15 protein-coding genes and 1 pseudogene are annotated in these 19,218 nt (G+C 64.6%); 8 read left to right on the forward strand and 8 right to left on the reverse strand.

Annotated features, from left to right (window positions below; all coding sequences use genetic code 11):
• Positions 1-413: 413 nt before the first annotated feature.
• Complete coding sequence (locus tag MTX35_RS18155; RefSeq protein WP_243596308.1) at positions 414-2,438, reverse strand: amidase; 2,025 nt, start codon at positions 2,436-2,438, stop codon at positions 414-416.
• 105 nt (positions 2,439-2,543) lie between these two features.
• Here MTX35_RS18155 and MTX35_RS18160 point away from each other — a divergent pair, with 105 nt between their 5' ends.
• Positions 2,544-3,167 carry a TetR/AcrR family transcriptional regulator gene (locus MTX35_RS18160; protein WP_243596309.1) on the forward strand — a complete coding sequence of 208 codons (624 nt, stop codon included), beginning with the start codon at positions 2,544-2,546 and terminating at the stop codon, positions 3,165-3,167.
• A 112-nt stretch (positions 3,168-3,279) separates the two neighbouring features.
• Here MTX35_RS18160 and MTX35_RS18165 read toward each other — a convergent pair whose 3' ends face one another.
• From MTX35_RS18165 to MTX35_RS18175, 3 genes are all read right to left on the reverse strand, one after another.
• Positions 3,280-4,320 (reverse strand): agmatine/peptidylarginine deiminase, encoded by a 1,041-nt coding sequence (locus MTX35_RS18165; RefSeq protein WP_243596310.1) that lies wholly within the window; start codon positions 4,318-4,320, stop codon positions 3,280-3,282.
• 137 nt (positions 4,321-4,457) lie between these two features.
• Positions 4,458-5,846 (reverse strand): NAD(P)/FAD-dependent oxidoreductase, encoded by a 1,389-nt coding sequence (locus tag MTX35_RS18170; protein WP_243596311.1) that lies wholly within the window; start codon positions 5,844-5,846, stop codon positions 4,458-4,460.
• A 203-nt stretch (positions 5,847-6,049) separates the two neighbouring features.
• Entirely contained in the window at positions 6,050-6,886 is an 837-nt protein-coding gene (locus MTX35_RS18175; RefSeq protein WP_243596312.1) for an alpha/beta fold hydrolase, read from the reverse strand.
• A gap of 168 nt (positions 6,887-7,054) precedes the next feature.
• Here MTX35_RS18175 and MTX35_RS18180 point away from each other — a divergent pair, with 168 nt between their 5' ends.
• The 7 genes from MTX35_RS18180 to MTX35_RS18215 all read left to right on the forward strand — a co-directional run bounded on the left by MTX35_RS18180 (position 7,055) and on the right by MTX35_RS18215 (position 13,869).
• On the forward strand, positions 7,055-8,044 hold the full coding sequence (locus MTX35_RS18180) for an ABC transporter substrate-binding protein (RefSeq protein ID WP_243596313.1): 990 nt from the start codon (positions 7,055-7,057) through the stop codon (positions 8,042-8,044).
• Positions 8,041-8,853, forward strand: coding sequence for an ABC transporter permease (locus MTX35_RS18185; protein ID WP_243596314.1), 813 nt, complete (start codon positions 8,041-8,043; stop codon positions 8,851-8,853). Before MTX35_RS18180 ends, MTX35_RS18185 begins: the two co-directional genes overlap by 4 nt.
• A complete protein-coding gene (locus MTX35_RS18190; protein WP_243596315.1) occupies positions 8,850-9,623 on the forward strand; it encodes an ABC transporter permease in 774 nt (257 codons plus the stop codon). Before MTX35_RS18185 ends, MTX35_RS18190 begins: the two co-directional genes overlap by 4 nt.
• On the forward strand, positions 9,620-10,414 hold the full coding sequence (locus MTX35_RS18195; protein ID WP_243596316.1) for an ABC transporter ATP-binding protein: 795 nt from the start codon (positions 9,620-9,622) through the stop codon (positions 10,412-10,414). The genes MTX35_RS18190 and MTX35_RS18195 overlap by 4 nt, the downstream gene beginning before the upstream one ends.
• A gap of 116 nt (positions 10,415-10,530) precedes the next feature.
• Positions 10,531-11,682, forward strand: coding sequence for an alpha-hydroxy acid oxidase (locus MTX35_RS18200; protein ID WP_243596317.1), 1,152 nt, complete (start codon positions 10,531-10,533; stop codon positions 11,680-11,682).
• A gap of 305 nt (positions 11,683-11,987) precedes the next feature.
• A complete protein-coding gene (locus tag MTX35_RS18210; RefSeq protein ID WP_243596318.1) occupies positions 11,988-12,476 on the forward strand; it encodes a nucleoside deaminase in 489 nt (162 codons plus the stop codon).
• A gap of 7 nt (positions 12,477-12,483) precedes the next feature.
• Complete coding sequence (locus tag MTX35_RS18215; RefSeq protein WP_243596319.1) at positions 12,484-13,869, forward strand: alpha/beta hydrolase; 1,386 nt, start codon at positions 12,484-12,486, stop codon at positions 13,867-13,869.
• A 12-nt stretch (positions 13,870-13,881) separates the two neighbouring features.
• Here MTX35_RS18215 and MTX35_RS26065 read toward each other — a convergent pair whose 3' ends face one another.
• The 4 genes and pseudogenes from MTX35_RS26065 to MTX35_RS18235 form a co-directional block, all read right to left on the reverse strand.
• Positions 13,882-14,634: a ferredoxin reductase gene (locus MTX35_RS26065; protein WP_243596320.1), complete on the reverse strand. Its 753-nt coding sequence runs from the start codon at positions 14,632-14,634 to the stop codon at positions 13,882-13,884.
• Between the two features lies 1 nt (position 14,635).
• Positions 14,636-15,235 carry a sulfite oxidase-like oxidoreductase gene (locus MTX35_RS18225; protein ID WP_243596321.1) on the reverse strand — a complete coding sequence of 200 codons (600 nt, stop codon included), beginning with the start codon at positions 15,233-15,235 and terminating at the stop codon, positions 14,636-14,638.
• Positions 15,226-17,807, reverse strand: a pseudogene (locus tag MTX35_RS18230) (AMP-binding protein). Before MTX35_RS18230 ends, MTX35_RS18225 begins: the two are co-directional and overlap by 10 nt.
• Before the next feature lie 72 nt (positions 17,808-17,879).
• Entirely contained in the window at positions 17,880-19,190 is a 1,311-nt protein-coding gene (locus MTX35_RS18235) for a competence/damage-inducible protein A (protein ID WP_243596322.1), read from the reverse strand.
• Positions 19,191-19,218 lie beyond the last annotated feature (28 nt).

The raw sequence follows: 19,218 nt of genomic DNA on the forward strand, positions 1-19,218 counted from the left end.
AGATAGCGTCATGCGTCTGTGATGTCAATCACCAGGTGAGGGGACGGGTGACGGGCCGCTCTACCTCGACAAGCCTCAACGTCGAGCCGATTCGGCTCCTCGGTTTCGGACATGCGACACCGATCGGCGTCCGACATTCAGATGTGAGGAGCCGATTCGGGAGGGTGGACAGAGGTCAGGTCCGGGCCATGCGGGAGCGGTCGTCCCAGTGACTCTGCGGGATCTCGGCGATGTCGAGCCCGCCGGCCGCGGCGAGTTCGGAGTTCTCGGCGACGAGTCGACCGCAAAGCCTCGCCGATTCGCCCCCCTACCAGCCGGTTGTCAGAACCCAGTCCAACGAGTCGACGAAGTAGTCGACCGAATCCTTCGAAACACACAGCGGCGGTTCGATCTCGAGCGCGTTCTGGAAGTGTTCAGAGAGGTGCTCCGTCGGTCGTGGCCAGGGCTCCTGCGACACCGCCGTCTGCGCAGCGCGCGACGGCGACGACGAGTGGCCCGTACGGTGCACGCCACTCGCTGTGCAGGGCATCGTACGAACCCGGTGGGATCGAGATCGCTCCCGTGGCGGCACTGCCCGACATGTTCAGCGGCACTCGCACACCGTCGACGAAGGCCTGTACGTCATCGACGGAACCGCCGTCGATCCGGACGACGAAGGTGAGCTCTTCGCCCGCGGAGCCCGGCCGAATCTGCACGTCGGTCACTGCGATGGCGGCATCCGATTCACCGGCGTGGCCGATACCGTCGAACACTTGCTCGTCGGTCAGTGCCGGGGTGCGTGCGGGTGCCACTCGTCGTGCCCCGAGGGCGTCGACGGAACGAGCGATCTGCAGCAGTGTCGTATCGGAGTAGGCAGCACCGGCGAGGGTCAAGCCGACCGGCATCGAGGTGTCGTTCATCGACCCCATGGGAACGGTGACGGTGGGTATGCCGAGGTGGCGAGGAACGAGGTTGCCGTTGGCGACCCAGACTCCGTTGCGCCAGGCGATATCTGCGGACGCGACGTCGACATCGGCGTCGGCGGGGCCCACGTCGGCAACGGCAGGAAAGATGACGGCGTCGAACCGATTGTCCTGCAACCACTTCTCGAAATCGACGCGGCGGACCTCTTCCAGTCCGCGCATCCCCGCCTCCACGGACGGAATACGGTCGAACGGCGTCACGCCTGCCGCCGCCATGGGAACGTAATCCGCCAGGTCGTAGGACGTGTCGAACGGCAGGATGCCGTAGCGATCGGGTAGCGCGCCGGTGGGGTGGGGGAAGATGCGCGCCCCGTCGGTCTCGGCCAGGCGGCTGAGTCCGGGTTGACCGTTCGCGGCCAAAAAGCTGTCGAACGCCCACACCGAGAGTTCCTCCAGCTCGCGTTCGAGGAACTCGGCGGGAACCAGGCCGCGGTCGACCATGGTCTGCGAATCCGGATGCAGGCCTTCGTAATTCTCCACGACGGGGAAGTCGGTTTCGATGACTTCTGCACCTGCAGCCACCAGATCGTCGCGCATGGTGCGCCACAGAGTCATCACCGAATCGCGGGTGTGGATCGGATACGCACTGTCGGGATCGCCGTTGACGTACAGGCGCGGGACGGCGAGTCGAAGTCCCTGCAGCGGCAGCGGCGGCAGATCGGTGAAGGACGTGGGCCTGACCTCCGACGCCCGGGGGATCGGAACCCAGTCCTGCATACGCCACAGGTCGCCCTCGGTGACCGCGTCGTCGGCCACGACCACGTCCAGCAGTTGAAGTAGGTCGTCGACCGTACGCGCATGTGGCACAACGACATCCATCGTAGGCACCAACGGCCAATTACCCCGCACCGAAATCACCCCGCGAGAGGGCGTGTAAGCGACGAGAGCGTTGTTCGACGCGGGCGCGCGCCCGGAGGACCAGGTCTCCTCGGCGAGCCCGAAGGCAGCGAAGCTGGCAGCTGTCGCCGTACCCGAGCCGTTGGACGATCCCGAGCCGAATGCCGAGGTGAGAAACTCTGCGGCGTAGGGGCTTTCGGCGCGACCGTAGAGCCCGCGCTGCATCCCGCCCGCGGCCATCGGAGGCATGTTGGTCAAGCCCAGGCAGATCGCACCGGCCGCTCGGAGTTGGGCCACCGCGAACGCGTCGTCGGTCGCGACGAGACCCTCGAATGCGGGCGATCCGGCCGTCGCAGGAAGGCCGCGCACCTTGTAGCTGGCCTTGGCGGTGTAGGGAATTCCGTCCATCGGGCCTAGAGCCTGTCCAGCGCTCCGACGTCGGTCGGCTGCGCGGGCTTCCTCGAACGCGTCGGGGTTGAGTACCGGTACGGCGTTCAGTGCGATTCCGGTGCGGTCGTAGTGGCCGATTCGATTGAGGTAGCGCGCCACCAGTTCGACGCTCGTCACGGTGCCCTCGGCGAGCGCAGCGGAAACTCCGGCGACATCGGCCTCGACCACGGTGAAGGAAGAAGAAGTCATGACAAAACTAAAACACACACTGTCGGTTTTGGGAACGGGTGAATCGAAAAAATCCTCGACATGCAAGGCTGTCCGTACTCGACGACCGTCAAGGAGGAGACGACCATGGCACGACCACCTCGCGCCATTCTCAGCCGTGACCTGATTGCCCGCACCGCATTGGCGCTGGTCGATCGGCACGGAGCCGAGGGCGCGAGCATGCGGGGCGTGGCCCTGAAATTGGGTGTGAACCCTACTTCCCTCTACAACCACGTCGCCGACCGCGCGGCGATGATCGAAGACGTCCGAGCTCTGGTCTCGGCCCGAATCGACTCGGCACCTCTACGCGAATTGCCCTGGGAAGACGGTCTTGTCGCATGGGCGAGGTCCTATCGATTGGCCTTCGCGGAGCATCACCGCGCCGTTCCCCTCCTCGTGACCACGCGCGCATCGACACCGGTGTTGTTGGCGGAGTACGAGGATTTCTCTGTTGCTGCCGAGGCTGTGGGCTGGGCCAGTAGAGACGTATTGCCTTTGCTGACCGCGTTCGAATCGTTCATCCTCGGCAGTGTGCTCGACATGTCCGGCCCGAGTGTCGTGTTCGATCCGGCAGGCCAGGAGGAGGCTTTCCCGCGCTTGGCTGCGGCCTACGAGACCGTTCAGAACGAGGATGTCGACGACCCCATTGCCACCCGCGCCTTCGAGATGGGTCTGGCGATGCTCGTGGCATCCGCACGCCCGCGGCAGTGAGATCGCCGTAGCTCTTTCCGGCGACGTCGACGAGATCCCGCGCAATCCGACGGGCCAAGATTCGCAAGAACGAGTTGCGGGAGCAGTATTCGATACCTGCTCCCGCGTCCGCTCAGTCCGTCCGAGCCTGTGGCTGATTCTGTGTGATGCAGTGAATTCCGCCTCCGCGGGCGAAGAGCGGCCGAGCGTCGACGGTGACGACGCTGCGACCCGGGTATGCCGCAGAGAGAATTGCAGCAGCCTCGTCGTCCGCGGGATCGCCGTAGCTACAGGCGATCACACCGTCGTTGACGACGTAGTGATTGATGTAGCTGTAGTCGACGAAGCCCTCCGCGTCGCGGAGAATCTCCGGTGCGGGAACTTTGACGATGGTCCACCTCTCGCCGCGTGCGTCGGTGCTGTTCTCGAAGATCTCGAACACGGTCTTGCTGACCTCGTGATCGGGGTGTTCGGGGTTGCGTTGGTCGTGCACCAGAACGACGCCGGGCGAGGGGATGGCAGCGACGATGTCGACGTGGCCTCGGGTTCCGAACTCCTCCGCGTCACGGGTGAGGCCTCGGGGAAGCCAGATCACCGTGGTGGCACCGATCGTGCGGGCCAGTTCGGCCTCGATATCGGCCTTGGACAGCGTGGGATTGCGACCGGGATCGAGTTGTACCGTCTCGGTGACGAGAACTGTTCCCAGCCCGTCCACCTGAATACCGCCGCCCTCGTTGACGATCGGTGAATCGATCATCTCGGCACCGGACTTCTCGACGACGAGCGCGCCGATCTTCGAGTCCTTGTCCCAACGCGCCCAATCCTGCGCACCCCAGCCGTTGAACACCCAGTCGACGCCGCCGAGACGGCCGTCCTCGGACAGCACGAACGTGGGCCCGATGTCGCGCATCCAGGCGTCGTTCAACGGAGCCTCGAGGATGTCGATCGGGTACGCGGTCTCGGACGAGAGGTATGAGCGTGCGACCGCACTTTCGGCGGGGTCGACGACGACGGTGACCGGTTCGAATCGTGCGACCGCCTGCGCGACCTCGGCCCACGTGGTGCGAGCCTCGTGCTGCTCCTCGGGCGTCTCACCGAGCGAATACCCCTCGCGCGGATAGGCCATCCAGGTCCGTTCGTGTCGGATATCTTCCGCCGGCATCGTCCACTGCATCACTGCCTCCCGAACGTCGTGGCCGCAGAGGCGGGCGAATTGTGTTCTGTGACAATGCGCATGTGTGTCCTCGGTTGTAGGTGGAGGGTGTGCTCGTTGCAGTCTCTGTCGGGAGGCGAGCGACCTGGTGTTCGGCGCTATCCGCCGATTCTCGACACGATGTCCGCCGCGGTGCGATGGCCCATACGAACTGCGCCGTCGACGTGTTGGTAGCCCTCCGCGGCAATGTCGGAGCAGGAGAAGTGAATCGGGCCGACAGGAGTGCGGCTGTCCTTGCCGTACCGGTGCAGTCCGCCGAGGTCGAAGCTGGCCGCGTACGCCCCGCGGGTCCATTCTTCCGAACCCCAGTCCGACTCGTAGTAGACGACCGGCTCGGTCGCCTTGGGCCCCAGGTAGTGCGCGATGGATTCGAGAATTTTCGTACGGCGATCCTGCTCGTCGAGTTCGAACATCGCGTCGGCCTTGGCGTCGGACACGAAGCCGACCAGTGTTCCGCGGCTGTCCTGATGATTGGTGTTGTCGTACACCTCCTGCACGATCTCGGAGGCACCGAAGCCGGTTCCCGACAGCCCGTCCTCGCGCCAGAACGGGGTGTCGTAGACGGCGTGAACCTTGATCACCAGTCCCAGCGACTGATGCTGGTGCATCTGATGCTGGCGACGCGGAAGCGGCGGGTCGTAGGAGATGCGCGAGTACAGGTTCGGCGGAACGGCGAGAACGACGCGTTTGGCCTGTACCTCGATGTCGCCGTCGGCGAATACCGTTGCGCCGTCGGGGTTCCACCGCACCGTACGCACCGGTGCGTCGAGGAAGATGTCTTCTCCGAGGGCGGCCGCCATGCGGATCGACACCTGCTGCATGCCACCGACGACGCGCTTGTCGAGGATGAAGTTCTCGTCCACCAGGTGGGAGAACGAACCTGCCGATGCGGCCATCAGCACTGCTTGCAGAGCCGAGAACGCGTGCGCGGGTTTGGTCAACATGCCACCGGCGATGAACATGCCGATGTTGCCTCGTGCTTCGGGATCGTCGGACTCACGAATCAGCCACTGCTCGAACGAGATCGTGTCCAGTTCACGCGCGAGTGGGTGCGCCCACGGCTCTTCGGGGCCGACCTGGGCGGCCAAGTCGTCGAGCAGCGCGACGAGTCGGTCCATTTCCTTCTCTGTGGTCTCGTCGACGGGGAACGAGTCACCCGAGTAGCGGGTCCGCTCGCCCGCGGCGGAGATGTAGACGGACTGGCCCTCGCGGTACCGGTCGAACGTTTCGAGGCCGAGTTCGTCTATCAACGCGATCAGTGACTCCTGATCGGGCGAGACCCACTGACCGCCGATTTCGAGGCTCGCGCCGTCGATGGTGTTCGTCCACGTGCGCCCACCGACGCGGTCGCGTGCCTCGAGAACCGCGACGGTCAGCCCCGCCTTGCGTAGTTCGGTTGCTGCGGCCAGGCCGGAAGGGCCGGCCCCGACGATAGCGACGTCGCGTTCGAGGGTGGGCACTGTCGAGCTCCTTTGATTGCGGTACATCGGTTTCGGCCGATAGCACCTCGATTGTGTCCGGAATCCACTCGAGGCGCATACGACGAAGTGGCTACTAAAGCGCAATCCTGCACTCCGTTTCGAACATTCAGGCCTCCACGGGGTGGGAAATCAGTGCTCGAGGGGCGCGATCGCCTCGAGCACGTCGGCGAGGTGGTCGTGTATCGCTTTGCGACTGCGACAGGGCTGGATCAACCGACCCGCAGCGCCTCGTCGATTGTTGCTCCCACCGCAGCGGCACCGGACGACGTCATGATCGTGCCGGCATGATCGAGTCCCATCATCGGGGTGATGGACGTCAGGTCGAGCGCATCGATGTCCTCGGACGAGTACATCGGTGCCGAGTTCTCCCCAACGCTCCACTGCGCGTGCAGGAATCGAATCGGCATCGTCAGTTCTCGGAACCGCGACTCGCCGAAGAACACATCCTCGGCGTCGGAGACGACCGCATCGGTCGACAGCCGCACCGAGCCGTCGACCAGATCGTGTTCGGCGTACGCCCGGAGGAGTGGATCGGCTGGGTCGAGTAGCGGCAGCGACGTCGATACCAAGAAGTCGACGTATTCGACGACGGTCTCGAAGTGCTGCTGAGTTCGAGCGATCCTGTCTGCGAACACGGCCCCGACCGACTCCCGGGTGAGGCCGGCCGGCGGTGCCACCGGCACGCCCCCGTCGACGAGAACGAGACTCTTCACTCGAGATGGATACCGGGCTGCGAACTCGACTGCCACGAACCCGCCCATGGACATTCCGCACACGTGCACGGAGTCGAGACCGAGGGCATCCAAGACAGTGGCCAGGTCGTCCGCGTGTCGACCCAACGAGGACGCTCCCGCGACGCCCACGCTGTCACCTCTACCGCGCAGATCCGGTGCGAGGAGTGTCAGGTGCGGCGACTCCGCCCGCAGCCAACCCCACAACATGCGTTGGCTGGACACTCCGTGCACCACGAGGACGGGCTCACTGCTGCCGGTGTGTGTTTCGACGACGACGTCTCCGCCGGATACCGCTACTCGATCGATGGTCATGATGCCGACAGTATGGGAAGCCGGCTCCGGAGGGCATGGATTGGACACCCACTGCGCACGTAGAAATATGGATGGTTCCTCTGTATCGCGGTGTGGTCTCCGTCACTATCGTCAGTTTTCGACGCTGCAGCAGGCAGTGCTGGTCCGACCAACCGAAGGTGATCGAAGATGATTCCTCAGCGCCGACATGTCCGAACGCGATCGATTGCTGCGACGGCGGGAATTCTGCTGGCGCTGACCACGACCGCATGCGGCGGAACGCAGAGCGCTCCGGCGGCGTCGGAGAACGGACTGACCACCGTCCGTCTGGGCAACGTTCAACTGTCGGACTACGCAGCAGTTTTGCTGGGTGTCGACCAGGGGATCTTCGAACGCAACGGACTGAACATCGAACTCGTCGACATCACGCCGGCGGACCTGGTCGGTGGTCTCCTCAGCGGTCAGGTCGACATGAACCCCAACACCGGACCCGGCGTCGTGATGGCGGCGGGCAAGGGAATCCCCCTCGCCGTGGTCGGCGGCGTCTCCACGTTCCAGGCCGGCCCGGACGGACGCACCGGCTCCACCCTGCTCGTCGAGGCCGGGAGTCCTATTCGCACCGCTGCCGATCTGGAAGGCAAGACGGTAGGGGTGAACCTGCTGGCATCGGCATCCGAGTACGGGGTCCGAGGCGTCGTCGACCAAGCAGGCGGTGATGGCAGCGGGGTGTCGATCATCGAGGTTCCGTTCTCCGCCATGGGCGAATCGATCACCGCGGATCGAATCGACGCCGCTCTGATCGGTGATCCCTTCGCCAGTCTCCTGTTGAAGACGGGACAATTCGAGGCACCCCTTGGCGACCCCATCGAGCAGGTCTTCGGCCCCGCGCCACGAGTCGTGGTCACCGGGACCCGCGACTATGTCGAGACCAACCCCGAGGTGGTCGACAAGTTTCGGACAGCGCTCGACGAGGCAGTGGAGTACGCGGACTCGCACCCCGACGACATGCGCGCCGCCATGGTCCAACATTTCGGCACCCCTGCCGACACCGTCGGTGACACCGGGTACCCGGCACTCGAAAGCCGCGTCGACGCAACGGGAATCGACGAGATTACCAACATTCTCCGCGAGAACGGCGCTCTCGATTCCTCGGCCGACGTCAGTGGGCTCACCCGATGACCGTCGCGGCGCTGCGCACCGTGCCGACGTTCCGCGTGCGAACGGCGATGCCCGCCGCAGCGACGAAGGCAATCGCACCCATCGTGCTGATACTCGGCTGGACCGCCCTGTCGTCGTCGGGCCTGTTCGCCGCCGACACGATCCCCGGGCCCGTTCCGGTGGTCGGCCGAGTACTCGAGATGGCGACGACGTCGTCGTTCTGGACCGATATCGCGTCGACCATGACCGGGTGGGCACTGGGCCTGCTGTACTCGACGATCATCGCCGTACCGGTGGGAATTCTGCTCGGCACGAGCGACTTCGCCTACCGCAGTTGCCGATTCATCATCGAATTTCTTCGGTCCATTCCGACGTTGGGAATCATTCCCCTCGTCGCGCTCATCTACGGAACCACCCGTCAGACGGAACTGACGGTGGTGGTGGCTGCCTGCGTCTGGCCGATCCTGCTCCAGACGATGTACGGGGTCCGTGACGTCGACGGTGCCGCGCTCGAAGCGGCTCGGTCCTATCGCCTGACCAAGTTCCAGGTCATCCGCTTCGTGATCGTGCCGTCCGCTACTCCGTTCGTGGCCACCGGCTTTCGTATCGCCGCGGTCATGGCGATGCTCCTGGCGATCGGCATCGAGCTACTGGCCTCGGTACCCGGTATCGGCAAGACGCTTGCGCAGGCTCAGATGAACGCGCAGATGGTCGATGTGTTCGCGTTGACTCTGGTGACCGCCCTGATGGGTGTCGCCGTGCTGTATCTGTTCGCGGCGGTCGAACGCAGGCTGTGCCGCTGGCACCCGTCGCAGAGGATCCCGTCGTGACCCGCATTCGTTCCCTTGCCGTCGAGGCCTGGCTGCCGATTCTTCTCGTCGGGGTGTGGTGGTTCGCGTCGAGCAACAGTTCGTCGTTCTACTTCCCGTCGCTCGACGAGATCATGACGCGTTTCGCTGACCTGTGGTTCTCCGATGCCTTCGTCGTGCACGTGGTGCCCAGCCTCCGAAACTTCGGGCTCGGGTTCGTCCTGGGCGTCACGATCGGGATTCTGTTCGGACTTGCCTTGGGCTCGATGCCGCAGACACATCGTGCGCTGTCTCCGACACTCGAGTTCATCCGGGCCACACCGGTTATCGCCCTCATACCGCTGACGATCGTGCTGCTCGGCACGGACGTCGTGCAGAAGGTGGCCATCATCGCCTTCGCCTGCATGTGGCCTACGTTGCTCAACACCGTCGACGGGGTGCGCGCCGTCGACCCTCTGGTACGCGACGTCACACGGAGTTATCGCGTCGGCGTCTGGGATTCGAGCATGCGCGTGTTCCTTCGTTCCGCCACACCGCAGATCATCGCGGGAATGCGAACCAGCGTCGCCGTTGCAGTCGTGGCAATGGTGGGCAGCGAGCTGTTCGCGTCGTCCGAAGGCATCGGCTACTTCGTCCTGCAATCGCAGCGCACATATGCGATGACGGACATGTGGGCAGGACTCATCATGCTCGGCCTGCTGGGCTATGGACTCAACCTATTGTTCGCTCTAGTGGAGAGAAGGACCCTTCGGTGGCATCGTCTACGACTGGAAACGACGGCAGCACAATGAACAACCTACCCACGCCCGCAGTGGCCGTTCGTGGACTTTGCAAGACCTACTCCGGTGCACCCGGGCCCGTGCTCGAAAATGTCGACTTCACCATCGACGAACGTGAATTGGTCTGCATCGTAGGCCATTCCGGGACCGGCAAATCCACCCTGCTTCGTGCTGTTGCCGGGCTTACGTCGGCGAGCGGTGAGGTGTCGATCAACGGAAGAACGGTCGACGGGCCACCGGCGGATCTGGCCGTTGTGTTCCAGGACTACGGCCGCTCGTTGCTGCCGTGGATGCGCGTCAGGGAAAACGTGGAACTTCCGTTGCGCCGCACGACAGGGAAGGCAGAGCGGCGTCGACGCGCCGAATCCGCCCTCGAATCGGTCGGACTGGCAGGTCGCGGTGACTACTATCCCTGGGAGATGTCCGGCGGAATGCAGCAACGGGCCGCCATCGCACGGGCGCTCGCGTTCGAGCCACGTGTGCTGTTGATGGACGAGCCGTTCGCATCCGTCGACGCCCAGACCCGCGCCGATCTCGAAGACCTGACGATGAAGGTGCAACGCGAGTTCGGAATGACGGTCATCATCGTCACCCACGACGTCGACGAAGCGGTGTACATGTCCAACAAGGTCATCGTTCTCGGTGGATCACCGGCATCGGTGACGGCTACCGTTCCGGTGCCACTGCCGGATGCACGAGATCAGTTGAGTACCAAGAGTTCGGGCCTGTTCGGCTCACTCCGGATGGACGTACTCCGGCGTATTCGCCCGGATCTCGCCGACCCCGCCGTGTCGGTGGCCTGACAAGAATGAAAGCGAGAGGCGAGTCGATGTCCGACCCCGTCGACCCGAACGGATCGCGGACGCATCGGAGGCTGCCTCGTTGGCGCGAGGTGGCGCCGTTCCTCAAAGTGCGCGCGATGGAGCACGATCCTGTCGAACGACGTCTTTCGCGCGCACACACCATCGGTGATCTCGCCGAGATTGCTCGTCGGCGTACCCCGAAGTCGGTGTTCGAGTACGTCTCCGGTGGTGCCGAGGGGGAGATCGGCATCGAACGTGCGCGCGAGGGGTACGACAGAGTCGAGTTCAGACCACATGTGCTGCGAGACGTGAGCTCCGTCGACACGTCGACCTCGATTCTCGGCAGGACAGCGTCCCTCCCGTTGATCCTCGCCCCCACCGGATTCACCAGAATGATGCAACACGAAGGTGAAACAGCGGTGGCGAGAGCAGCGGCAACAGCGGGTGTGCCGTACGCGCTGTCGACCATGGGTACCGCGACGATCGAGGACGTGACGAGAACGGCACCGACCGGTGCCACGTGGTTTCAGCTGTATCTGTGGAAGGACAGGTCGGCCAGTAAGGACCTCGTCGAACGAGCAGTCCAGGCCGGGGTCGACGTCTTGGTTCTGACCGTGGACACACCCGTTCCCGGTAACCGCCTGCGCGATGTCCGCAATGGAATGACGATCCCGCCGACCCTCAACCTGCGCACCCTGGCCGACATGACGCGGCACCCGAGTTGGTGGATGAATCTGCTGACCACCGAACCGCTGGAGTTCGCGAATCTGACGTCCTTCGAAGGCACCGTCGGCGAACTGGTGAAAAGTATGTTCGATCCCTCTCTGAGTGTGGCCGATCTCGAATGGCTGCGCTCCGAAGGGCCGGGAAAGCTTGTGGTCAAAGGGATTCAGGACATCGACGACGCCCGGATCGTCGTCGATGCCGGTGCGGATGCGCTGGTGGTGTCCAATCACGGAGGTCGTCAGCTCGACCGCGCCCCGACCCCTCTCGAACTGCTACCGCAGGTCGTCGATGCCGTCGGATCAGATACCGAGGTGTACGTCGACACCGGCATCACGACCGGTGCCGATCTGATCGCCGCAGTGGGGTTAGGGGCCACAGCCGGGATGGTGGGGCGTGCGTATCTGTACGGACTCATGGCCGGCGGGCAGCGTGGCGTCACCACCGCCCTGGAAATCTTTCGGTCGGAGGCGACTCGGACGATGCAGCTGATGGGTGCACAGACACTGACGGACGTTCGGGGACGGGTGACACTGCGGAGGTAGGCCAGGAAGGGGCGACGCCGCACTACCTCAGCGGCGCTGATCTTTTCGCATTATGACCCGTGGGATACCGCCCGATAGCGCGTTTGCGATGGCCGGCTTTCACGCGGAAGCACCAGGCCGCCCAGACCGGCAGATCGCCGACGTGCGGAATCTTGTTGGACCGCGCGGCTGGCAACTCCGCGCGTGGTGCGACCGCAGCCCAGCCGACCCCCAGCCGCGGTGCCGTACTGCTGGGCCGGCGTGCGGTGTGTTTCGAGACGGTACGGTCGAAGCGTGAAAACTTCGATCGTCGGCACCGGTGCCTAGTGAGTATCTCTTCGAGTGACCGTTCATTCCTGGCCCGTGCTGTGGAGTTGGCGGCAGAGGCGGCGCGCACGGGCAACGATCCGTTCGGCTCGGTTCTGGTGTCGGACAGCGGCGAGCTGCTGGCCGAGGACAGGAACAGGGTCGGCGACCTGAACGATCCCACACAGCACCCCGAGATCGCACTGTCTCGGTGGGCCGCGACCAACCTGAACCCCGATCAGCGTCGATCGGCGACGGTCTACACCTCCGGTGAACACTGCGTGATGTGCTCTGCAAGCCACGGCATAGTCGGACTCGGCCGCATCGTCTATGCCACGTCGACGGCTCAATTGCTCACGTGGCTCGAAGAATTCGGCGCAGCACCTCTTGCGATCACGCCGTCACCGATTCAGCAGATCGTTCCGGGGATCGTCGTGGAAGGGCCGGTGGCCGAGTTCAGCGACGCTGTTCGCGAACTGCACAGACGACGTCACACGTCTGCGGAGTAGTGGGGGAGTGATCGTAAAGGAAGGCGTCGAGATCGGCGGCGTTCAGCGCACGAGAGTGACGACGACTGCGCTCGCACTGACCGGCGGCGTCAGCGTCGGACTCGCATGGCTCGAGTTTCTTCTCATCCGTCAGCAGCTCGTGGTGGGACTGTGGCTCATCGCCGTTGCGGTGGTGGCGATGTACCTTGTCTCGTCGAATGCCGGTAAGCATGTAGCCGTGGGGACTTCGCTCGGGGCCGTTGCCGTCGTCACTCAGGTGGCCTGGCTGGTGACGGGTATGCACGCACTGTGGGTCACGGCCTTGGTTGCGTCGATAGCGCTCGGCTTCTTTCTGCTTGCATCGGCGTGGACGGGCCGTTCGGCGGCCTCCACTCGTCGGGCGGCCACCGCCATCCCCGCCGGCCTCGCTGCGGCGATTGCGTTGGTGGGCTCCGCCGCGGTCGTCGGCATGGCGGCAGATCCGGCACCGCTGGTTCGATCGCTGCATGCGTTGGGGCAGAGCAATTCCTTCGAGCCCGACACGCAGACCACGACGACGGTAGTCGACGGTGCACGACTCACCAACGACGTCGAATACGGCTCGACGCTTCCGAATTCGTTTCTCGACATCTACATCGCCGACGACGATCCATCTGTCGGTCGGCCCACGTACGTCACGGTGCACGGCGGTGGCTGGATCGTCGGGGACAAAACGGATGGTGCTCCCAGCGCAGATTCCGACGGCGCATCATGGGCCGGCCCCATGCTCGACGCCGGCTACAACGTGGTGTCGGTGAACTATGCGTTCGCGCCGCAGTACCGGTTTCCCACCCAGACAATCCAACTGGGCCAGGCCATGCAGTTCCTGGAAACGAACGCCGACCGCTACGGACTCGACATGAGTCGCGTCGTGCTCGCCGGAACCAGTGCGGGAGGCCACATCGTCGGCAACTACGCCACTGTGCAGACCAACTCCGATTACGCACGAGCACTGGGCATCGAACCCACCATGGACCGAAGTGCCCTGAAGGCGATCGTGTTCGAGAGTGCTGCCCTCGATGTCGGTAGAGCGGGCGCACCGCAATCACCGAGCCCGTCGAACGGTTTCTTCTTCGACGTCGCCGCCCGAAGCTACCTCGACACCACCGACACAGCATTGCTGGCGCAGGCGAACGTCATCGACAATGTCACAGCCGACTTTCCACCGAGCTTCATCTCCGATGGCAACACCGGTACCTTCCCCGACCAGGCAGCGGAACTGAGCGCCGGACTGGACAGAGTAGGCGTCGCCAATCACCTCAACCTGTACAGCAAGAACGAGGCGAGACTCGACCATTCGTTCATCTCGGTGGATTCGGAGTGGACCGACGACTACAGCCGCCTCAAGATCGAATTCCTCGGCGGCATCGTCTGATCCAGTGCACCCTCAGCTCGGTCCGAAACGCTCCGTTCGGATGTTCGCTGCCGAGTGGCCACGCTTCACCAACATGTCGGCCACGGTGTCGACGAAGCTCGTGGGGCCGCAGATGTAGCATCGCGGCTCGAACTCCGCCGGCCATCCGTGAGCATCGATGTCGTCCAACGTGATCCGGCCGAGTGGTCGCGCGTTGCCGGCAGGTGCACGCCGCGTGTGAATCATGGTGACGTCCACGCCGGCCGGAGGGCGAGCCCACTCGTCCGCGAAGTAGACCTCGGCGGGTTCGCGCACGGAGTACAGGACTCGGAAGGGCACTCGTCCGCCCGTCGCGGACGCCTGCGCCCGAACCATCGCGCGGAGCGGCACGATGCCGGAACCGCCACCCACCAGCAGAATCGGGGGAGACGGGGTCTCGGAGGGCTGCGACGGCCGCCAGACGAACCATCGACCCACCGGCCCGCGGAGTTCGATGCGGTCGCCGACTTCGACGTACTCGACCAGGTACGGCGACACCTCGCCGTCCGCGACGTTCTGGACCGCGATCTCGATGCGCGAGGTGCCGTCGGGTGCCGACGCCAGAGAGTAGCTTCGCTGCGCGCTGTAGCCGTCCTCGGCGGTGAGCTTGACGTCCACGTGCTGCCCGGCAAGATGGCCGGGCCATCCGTCGACGTCGAGAACGAGGGTGGACGCGGTGGGAGTCTCTCGCCGCACCGTCTGCACCGTGGCCACGAGCCAGGGTTTCGCCCTGGCCGTTACGGACACGTCAGTCGCCCTGGTACCGCTGCTCGCGCCACGGATCTCCGTAATCGTGGTATCCGCCGCGCTCCCAGAAGCCCTGTTCGTTCTCCAGCGTGAGTTCGATGCGTGAGATCCACTTCGCCGATTTCCAGAAATACAGATGCGGAACGAGAAGCCGTGCGGGGCCACCGTGTTCGCGAGTCAGGGGAGCGCCGTCGAACTCGGTGACCAGCCAGGACTTCCCGTCCCTGAGATCCTCGAGGGGAAGGTTGGTGGTGTAGCCGTCGAAGCCGTGCACCACGACGTACCCGGCATCGGTGTCGAGTCCGTCGAGCAGAACGTCCAGGCTCACGCCCTTCCAGGTGGTGTCGAGCTTCGACCACTTGGTGACGCAGTGGATGTCGACGGTCGGGGTTTCGTGCGGCAGCGCCGCGAATTCGTCCCAGGTCCAGCTGCGAGTCTCGCCCCGTTCGGTGGTGACCGAGAACGACCACGTGTCGGTCGCGACCACGGGCGCGGGTCCGATTGCGAGGACGGGAAAATCCTTGGTCAGATACTGACCGGGGGGAGTGCGCCCGTCGTCGCCGCGACGGCGGCCCACGAAGCCCTTCGAGATCAATGCCATGGTGGCAAATTGTGCTCTCGTGGTCGGGAGTCTGACAAGTCGGACGGCACGCCGGGGGCGGAACGGATTGTCATCGATCGCGTCATGATTCGACTGCGGAGAGAAAGTGCGAATTCGACGGCCTGCCAGTACAGAATCCCGACGACGATCGACAGGACGAATGCCAACCACGGGTGGTCGTCGCGCAGCGGCAGGTAGACCTGGAAGTGGGTCAGGTAGATGAAGAGGGAGGCGCTCGCCAACGTTCCTGCCACCCGGCTCAGCAACGCGGGGAACGCAATAGACGACAGCCATACCAGCATGCACAGACCGATGGTGACGATGACTTCTCGTTGCGTGTCGCCGAAGAAGAACCCGGGAACCGTACCCACGATGGCCGCCGTCACACACAGCCGCTGCCGGACCGTGTTCGCCTGCGCCGCAGCCCAACCCACTGCGAACAACCAGAAGACGACCGACGCGGTCAGGATGCGGTTGGGACTGTCGTCGATGTCTATCAGCCCGTAGCGGGTGACGAGTCCGAGGCCCACGAGTCCCATCGGGAACCAGAACGGGTGACAGCGCTCGACACGGTCGAGAAACGGCACGAAAAGCAGAGCAGCAGCGGCGAGAACGATGTACACGATCGCCTCGACAAACCAGTACCGCCATTCCGCGGACCACCCGTCGGGGCCGAGGATCCCGTTGAGCAGAAATGCACTGGTGATTCGATAGTCCCCGGTGAGGGCGATGACCAACCCGATCCACACCATGCTGGGGACGGCTATCCGGGCAACGCTTCGGAGCACACGTCGCGTCCGTTCGGTGCGATCTGCTGCCCCGAGGTGAAAGCGGGCGAAGTTGTAGCCGGCTATCCCGAGAAGAACGTGAGCGCCGCCGAGCACCGCGAACAGGTGAATGTGCGAGCCGACGATCGCAACGATCGCGAGGGCGCGCAGCAGAACGTTGGTCTCCACTCGGTGCCAACCGCGGCGTGAGCGCGGACCTCGATCGAATTCTTGCACCGGTGTGGTGTGCCAGTTCTCGGGCAGATGGCCGAGCACGGCCTCCAGCCGCAGGGACATACGGACGTACGACAGCGAGTCACCGCCCAGGCTCACGAACGTACTGTCATCCTCCACCCGTGAGCAGCGCAGGATCTCGGCGAACATCGCCTTCACATCGGCGGTGGTCGGGACCGTGTCCGACGGGTCGAGATCGTGCCGGGCGGCGATGTCCGCAACCGCTCGCAGATCGGGTTTACCGGTGGGTGTTCGCGGCACTTGGTCGACGAGACACACCCGTACCGCTGCAACGGGAAGGCCACTGGTCTGCGCGGCTGTGCGGCGGACTGCGTCGATGTCTCCGCTCTCCATGACGACGACAAGCTCGTCGGTTCCCCCGGCGCAGCACGCCGTCAGCCCGTGCTGAGCGAGCGCGGACTCGACGCGCTGCAGATCGATACGCAGGCCGAACACCTTCGCGAATCGACTTCGGCGGCCCACCACCTCGTAGAATCCGTCGTCCGTGAGCCGCGCGAGATCGCCGGTGTGCAGTTCGCCGCCGAGGGTGTCACCGAGGCGAAGGTCGTCGGGACCCTCGGCGTAACCGAGCATGACGTTCGGCCCAGAGTAGACGAGTTCGCCTGTCCCACCTGGGGAGTCGTCGACACTTTCCAGTCGGAAGGATCCTCCTGGAATCGCACGACCGATGGTGTGCGGGTGAGTGGTGGCCAGATCGGATGGCAGATAAGCCATTCGGGCGGTTGCCTCGGTCTGCCCGTACATGACGAACAGATCCCATCCCCGACGTCGACCGAGCTCGGCGTATTTCCGGACGCGATCCGGCGGCATCTTGCCACCGGCCTGCGTGATGTAGCGCAGCTCCGGCAGATCGAGCTCGTCGAAACCTATCCGGTCGAGCAGATCGAAGGTGTACGGCACGCCGGCGAACGTGGTTCCGCGCTGGGTCCGCACGAGGTTCCAGAATTCGGGATCGGTGACGGACGAATCGGTCAGAATCAACGCGGCACCGCGTAAGAGGTGGCTGTGCACGACCGACAGTCCGTAGCAGTAGTGCACGGGCAGCGTCGTCACTGCTCGGTCGGTGGCGCGGATGCCGAGATACTCCGCGATCGACTCGGCGTTGGACTGCACGTTTCGGTGCGAGAGTCGGACGAGCTTGGGTGAACCGGTCGAGCCGGATGTGCTGAGAAGCAACGCGAGGTCGGGGTGCAGGTGATGCTCGGGTCGTCGGTTGTCCTTCTCGACGAGAGTGCGACCGGCGACGGTGCGCACCACCACATCGGGCCGGTAGGCGTCGATCAGGCCGTCGACGTGACCGGAACTGTCGCCCGGAGCCATCAGCACCGGATGCCCGGCCCGCAACGCCGCCAGATACGTGACGATCACGTCGACGTCGTTGGAACCGGCGATCATCACGAGACGACGCGTCGTTCCGAAGCCCGACGCTCGACGCGTTCGTCGAGGTCACGGTAGGTGAGCGTTTCGTCGGCCGTGATCAGAGCTTGTTCGTCGCCGAAGCGACCGAGTTCGCGCGCGAAGCGCACACCGGGGCGGTCGACGTGGGTCATCTCGCTGAGCACCGACGGAGTCTATATAAGGAATGCCGAACCTAACTAGACGGCATTGCGCTGAATGCTTCCTCAGGCGTCGGATCCGTCGACTGCGCCGGGTGCGGACCCCAACGCGTCGGCGAGCATATGCATTGCCGCGGTGGTGGACAGTGCACGCATACTTGCCCGGTCACCGGGGAGATGAAGGGTGCGCGTGACGGTCGGGTGGCCGGCGACGGCGATACCGAAGCAGACGGTCCCGACCGGCTTGGTCTCGGTGCCGCCGCCCGGTCCGGCGACGCCGCTGGTCGATACCGCGATGTCGACGTTCAGCCGCTTCAGTGCGCCTTCGGCCATCAGTGCGGCCACCGGCTCGCTGACGGCTCCGTGTCGATCGATGACGTCGGCTGGGACGTCGAGCAGGCCGGTCTTCGCCTCGTTGGCGTAGGACACCACCGCGCCGATGACGTACGCCGACGATCCTGCACGGTCGGTGAGACGTGCGGCGATCATGCCTCCAGTGCACGATTCCGCCGTGGCGATGCGATGCCCGGAGAGGCGGTTCGCGACGATATCGTCGATGGTGGAACCGTCGGTCGAGAAGACCTGTGTGCCATGTTCTTTGTCGATGAGACGTTCGAGATCCGTGTATGCCGTTCGCGCCGATTCGGCGTAGCGGGTCACCATCTCGAGCTCGCCGCGACTCAGACAGGTGGTGATCTCGAGGTCGCCGAATCCCGCGATCTCGCTTTCGGCCGTGCGCAGGGTTGCGGCGAGGTCGGCCTCGGACAGTCGATAGCCGCGAATGGTGTCCTGACGCATCTGCGTGCGGCGGGCGAGAACTGCGGCGACGGGCCCGCTGTCGAGGGCCTCCGACCACATCGCCTGCAGTTCGCGAGGCGGGCCGGGGAGGATGAGGACGGCGGGCAGTGACCTGGAGTCGTCGGCCGGTATCGCGACCCCGGGTGCGGTTCCGGTCGGTGAAATAGACTGCGCACCTAGGGGAACCATCGCCTGCTTTCGGATACCGGCCCGTAGGGGTTCGGAGTCGACTGTAGAACTCATCCGGCTTCTCCACCGTTTCACGATCGCGTGGATCCGATCTTCGAGCTCGGCGTCCAGCGTCAATTCGCGTCCGTACAGCGCGGCGACGGTCGGAACGGTGAGATCGTCGGCGGTCGGACCCAACCCCCCGGTGGTGACGATCAAGTCGACGCGTTGGTCGGCCAGAAACCGAACCTGCGCAGTCAGATCGTCCGGCCGATCACCGCACACGGTGATGTGGGCAACGTCGACCCCCATCTCGAGAAGTCGCTGAGCCACCCACGGGCCGTTCCGGTCGGTGACCCGACCGGCCAGAACCTCGGTCCCCGTGACCACCACACCCGCTCGCACAGTCATCCTTCGACCTTACTGACTGGGCGCGTGC

This window comes from Rhodococcus sp. ARC_M12, assembly GCF_022810385.1.
GTDB classification, from domain to species: domain Bacteria; phylum Actinomycetota; class Actinomycetes; order Mycobacteriales; family Mycobacteriaceae; genus Rhodococcoides; species Rhodococcoides navarretei.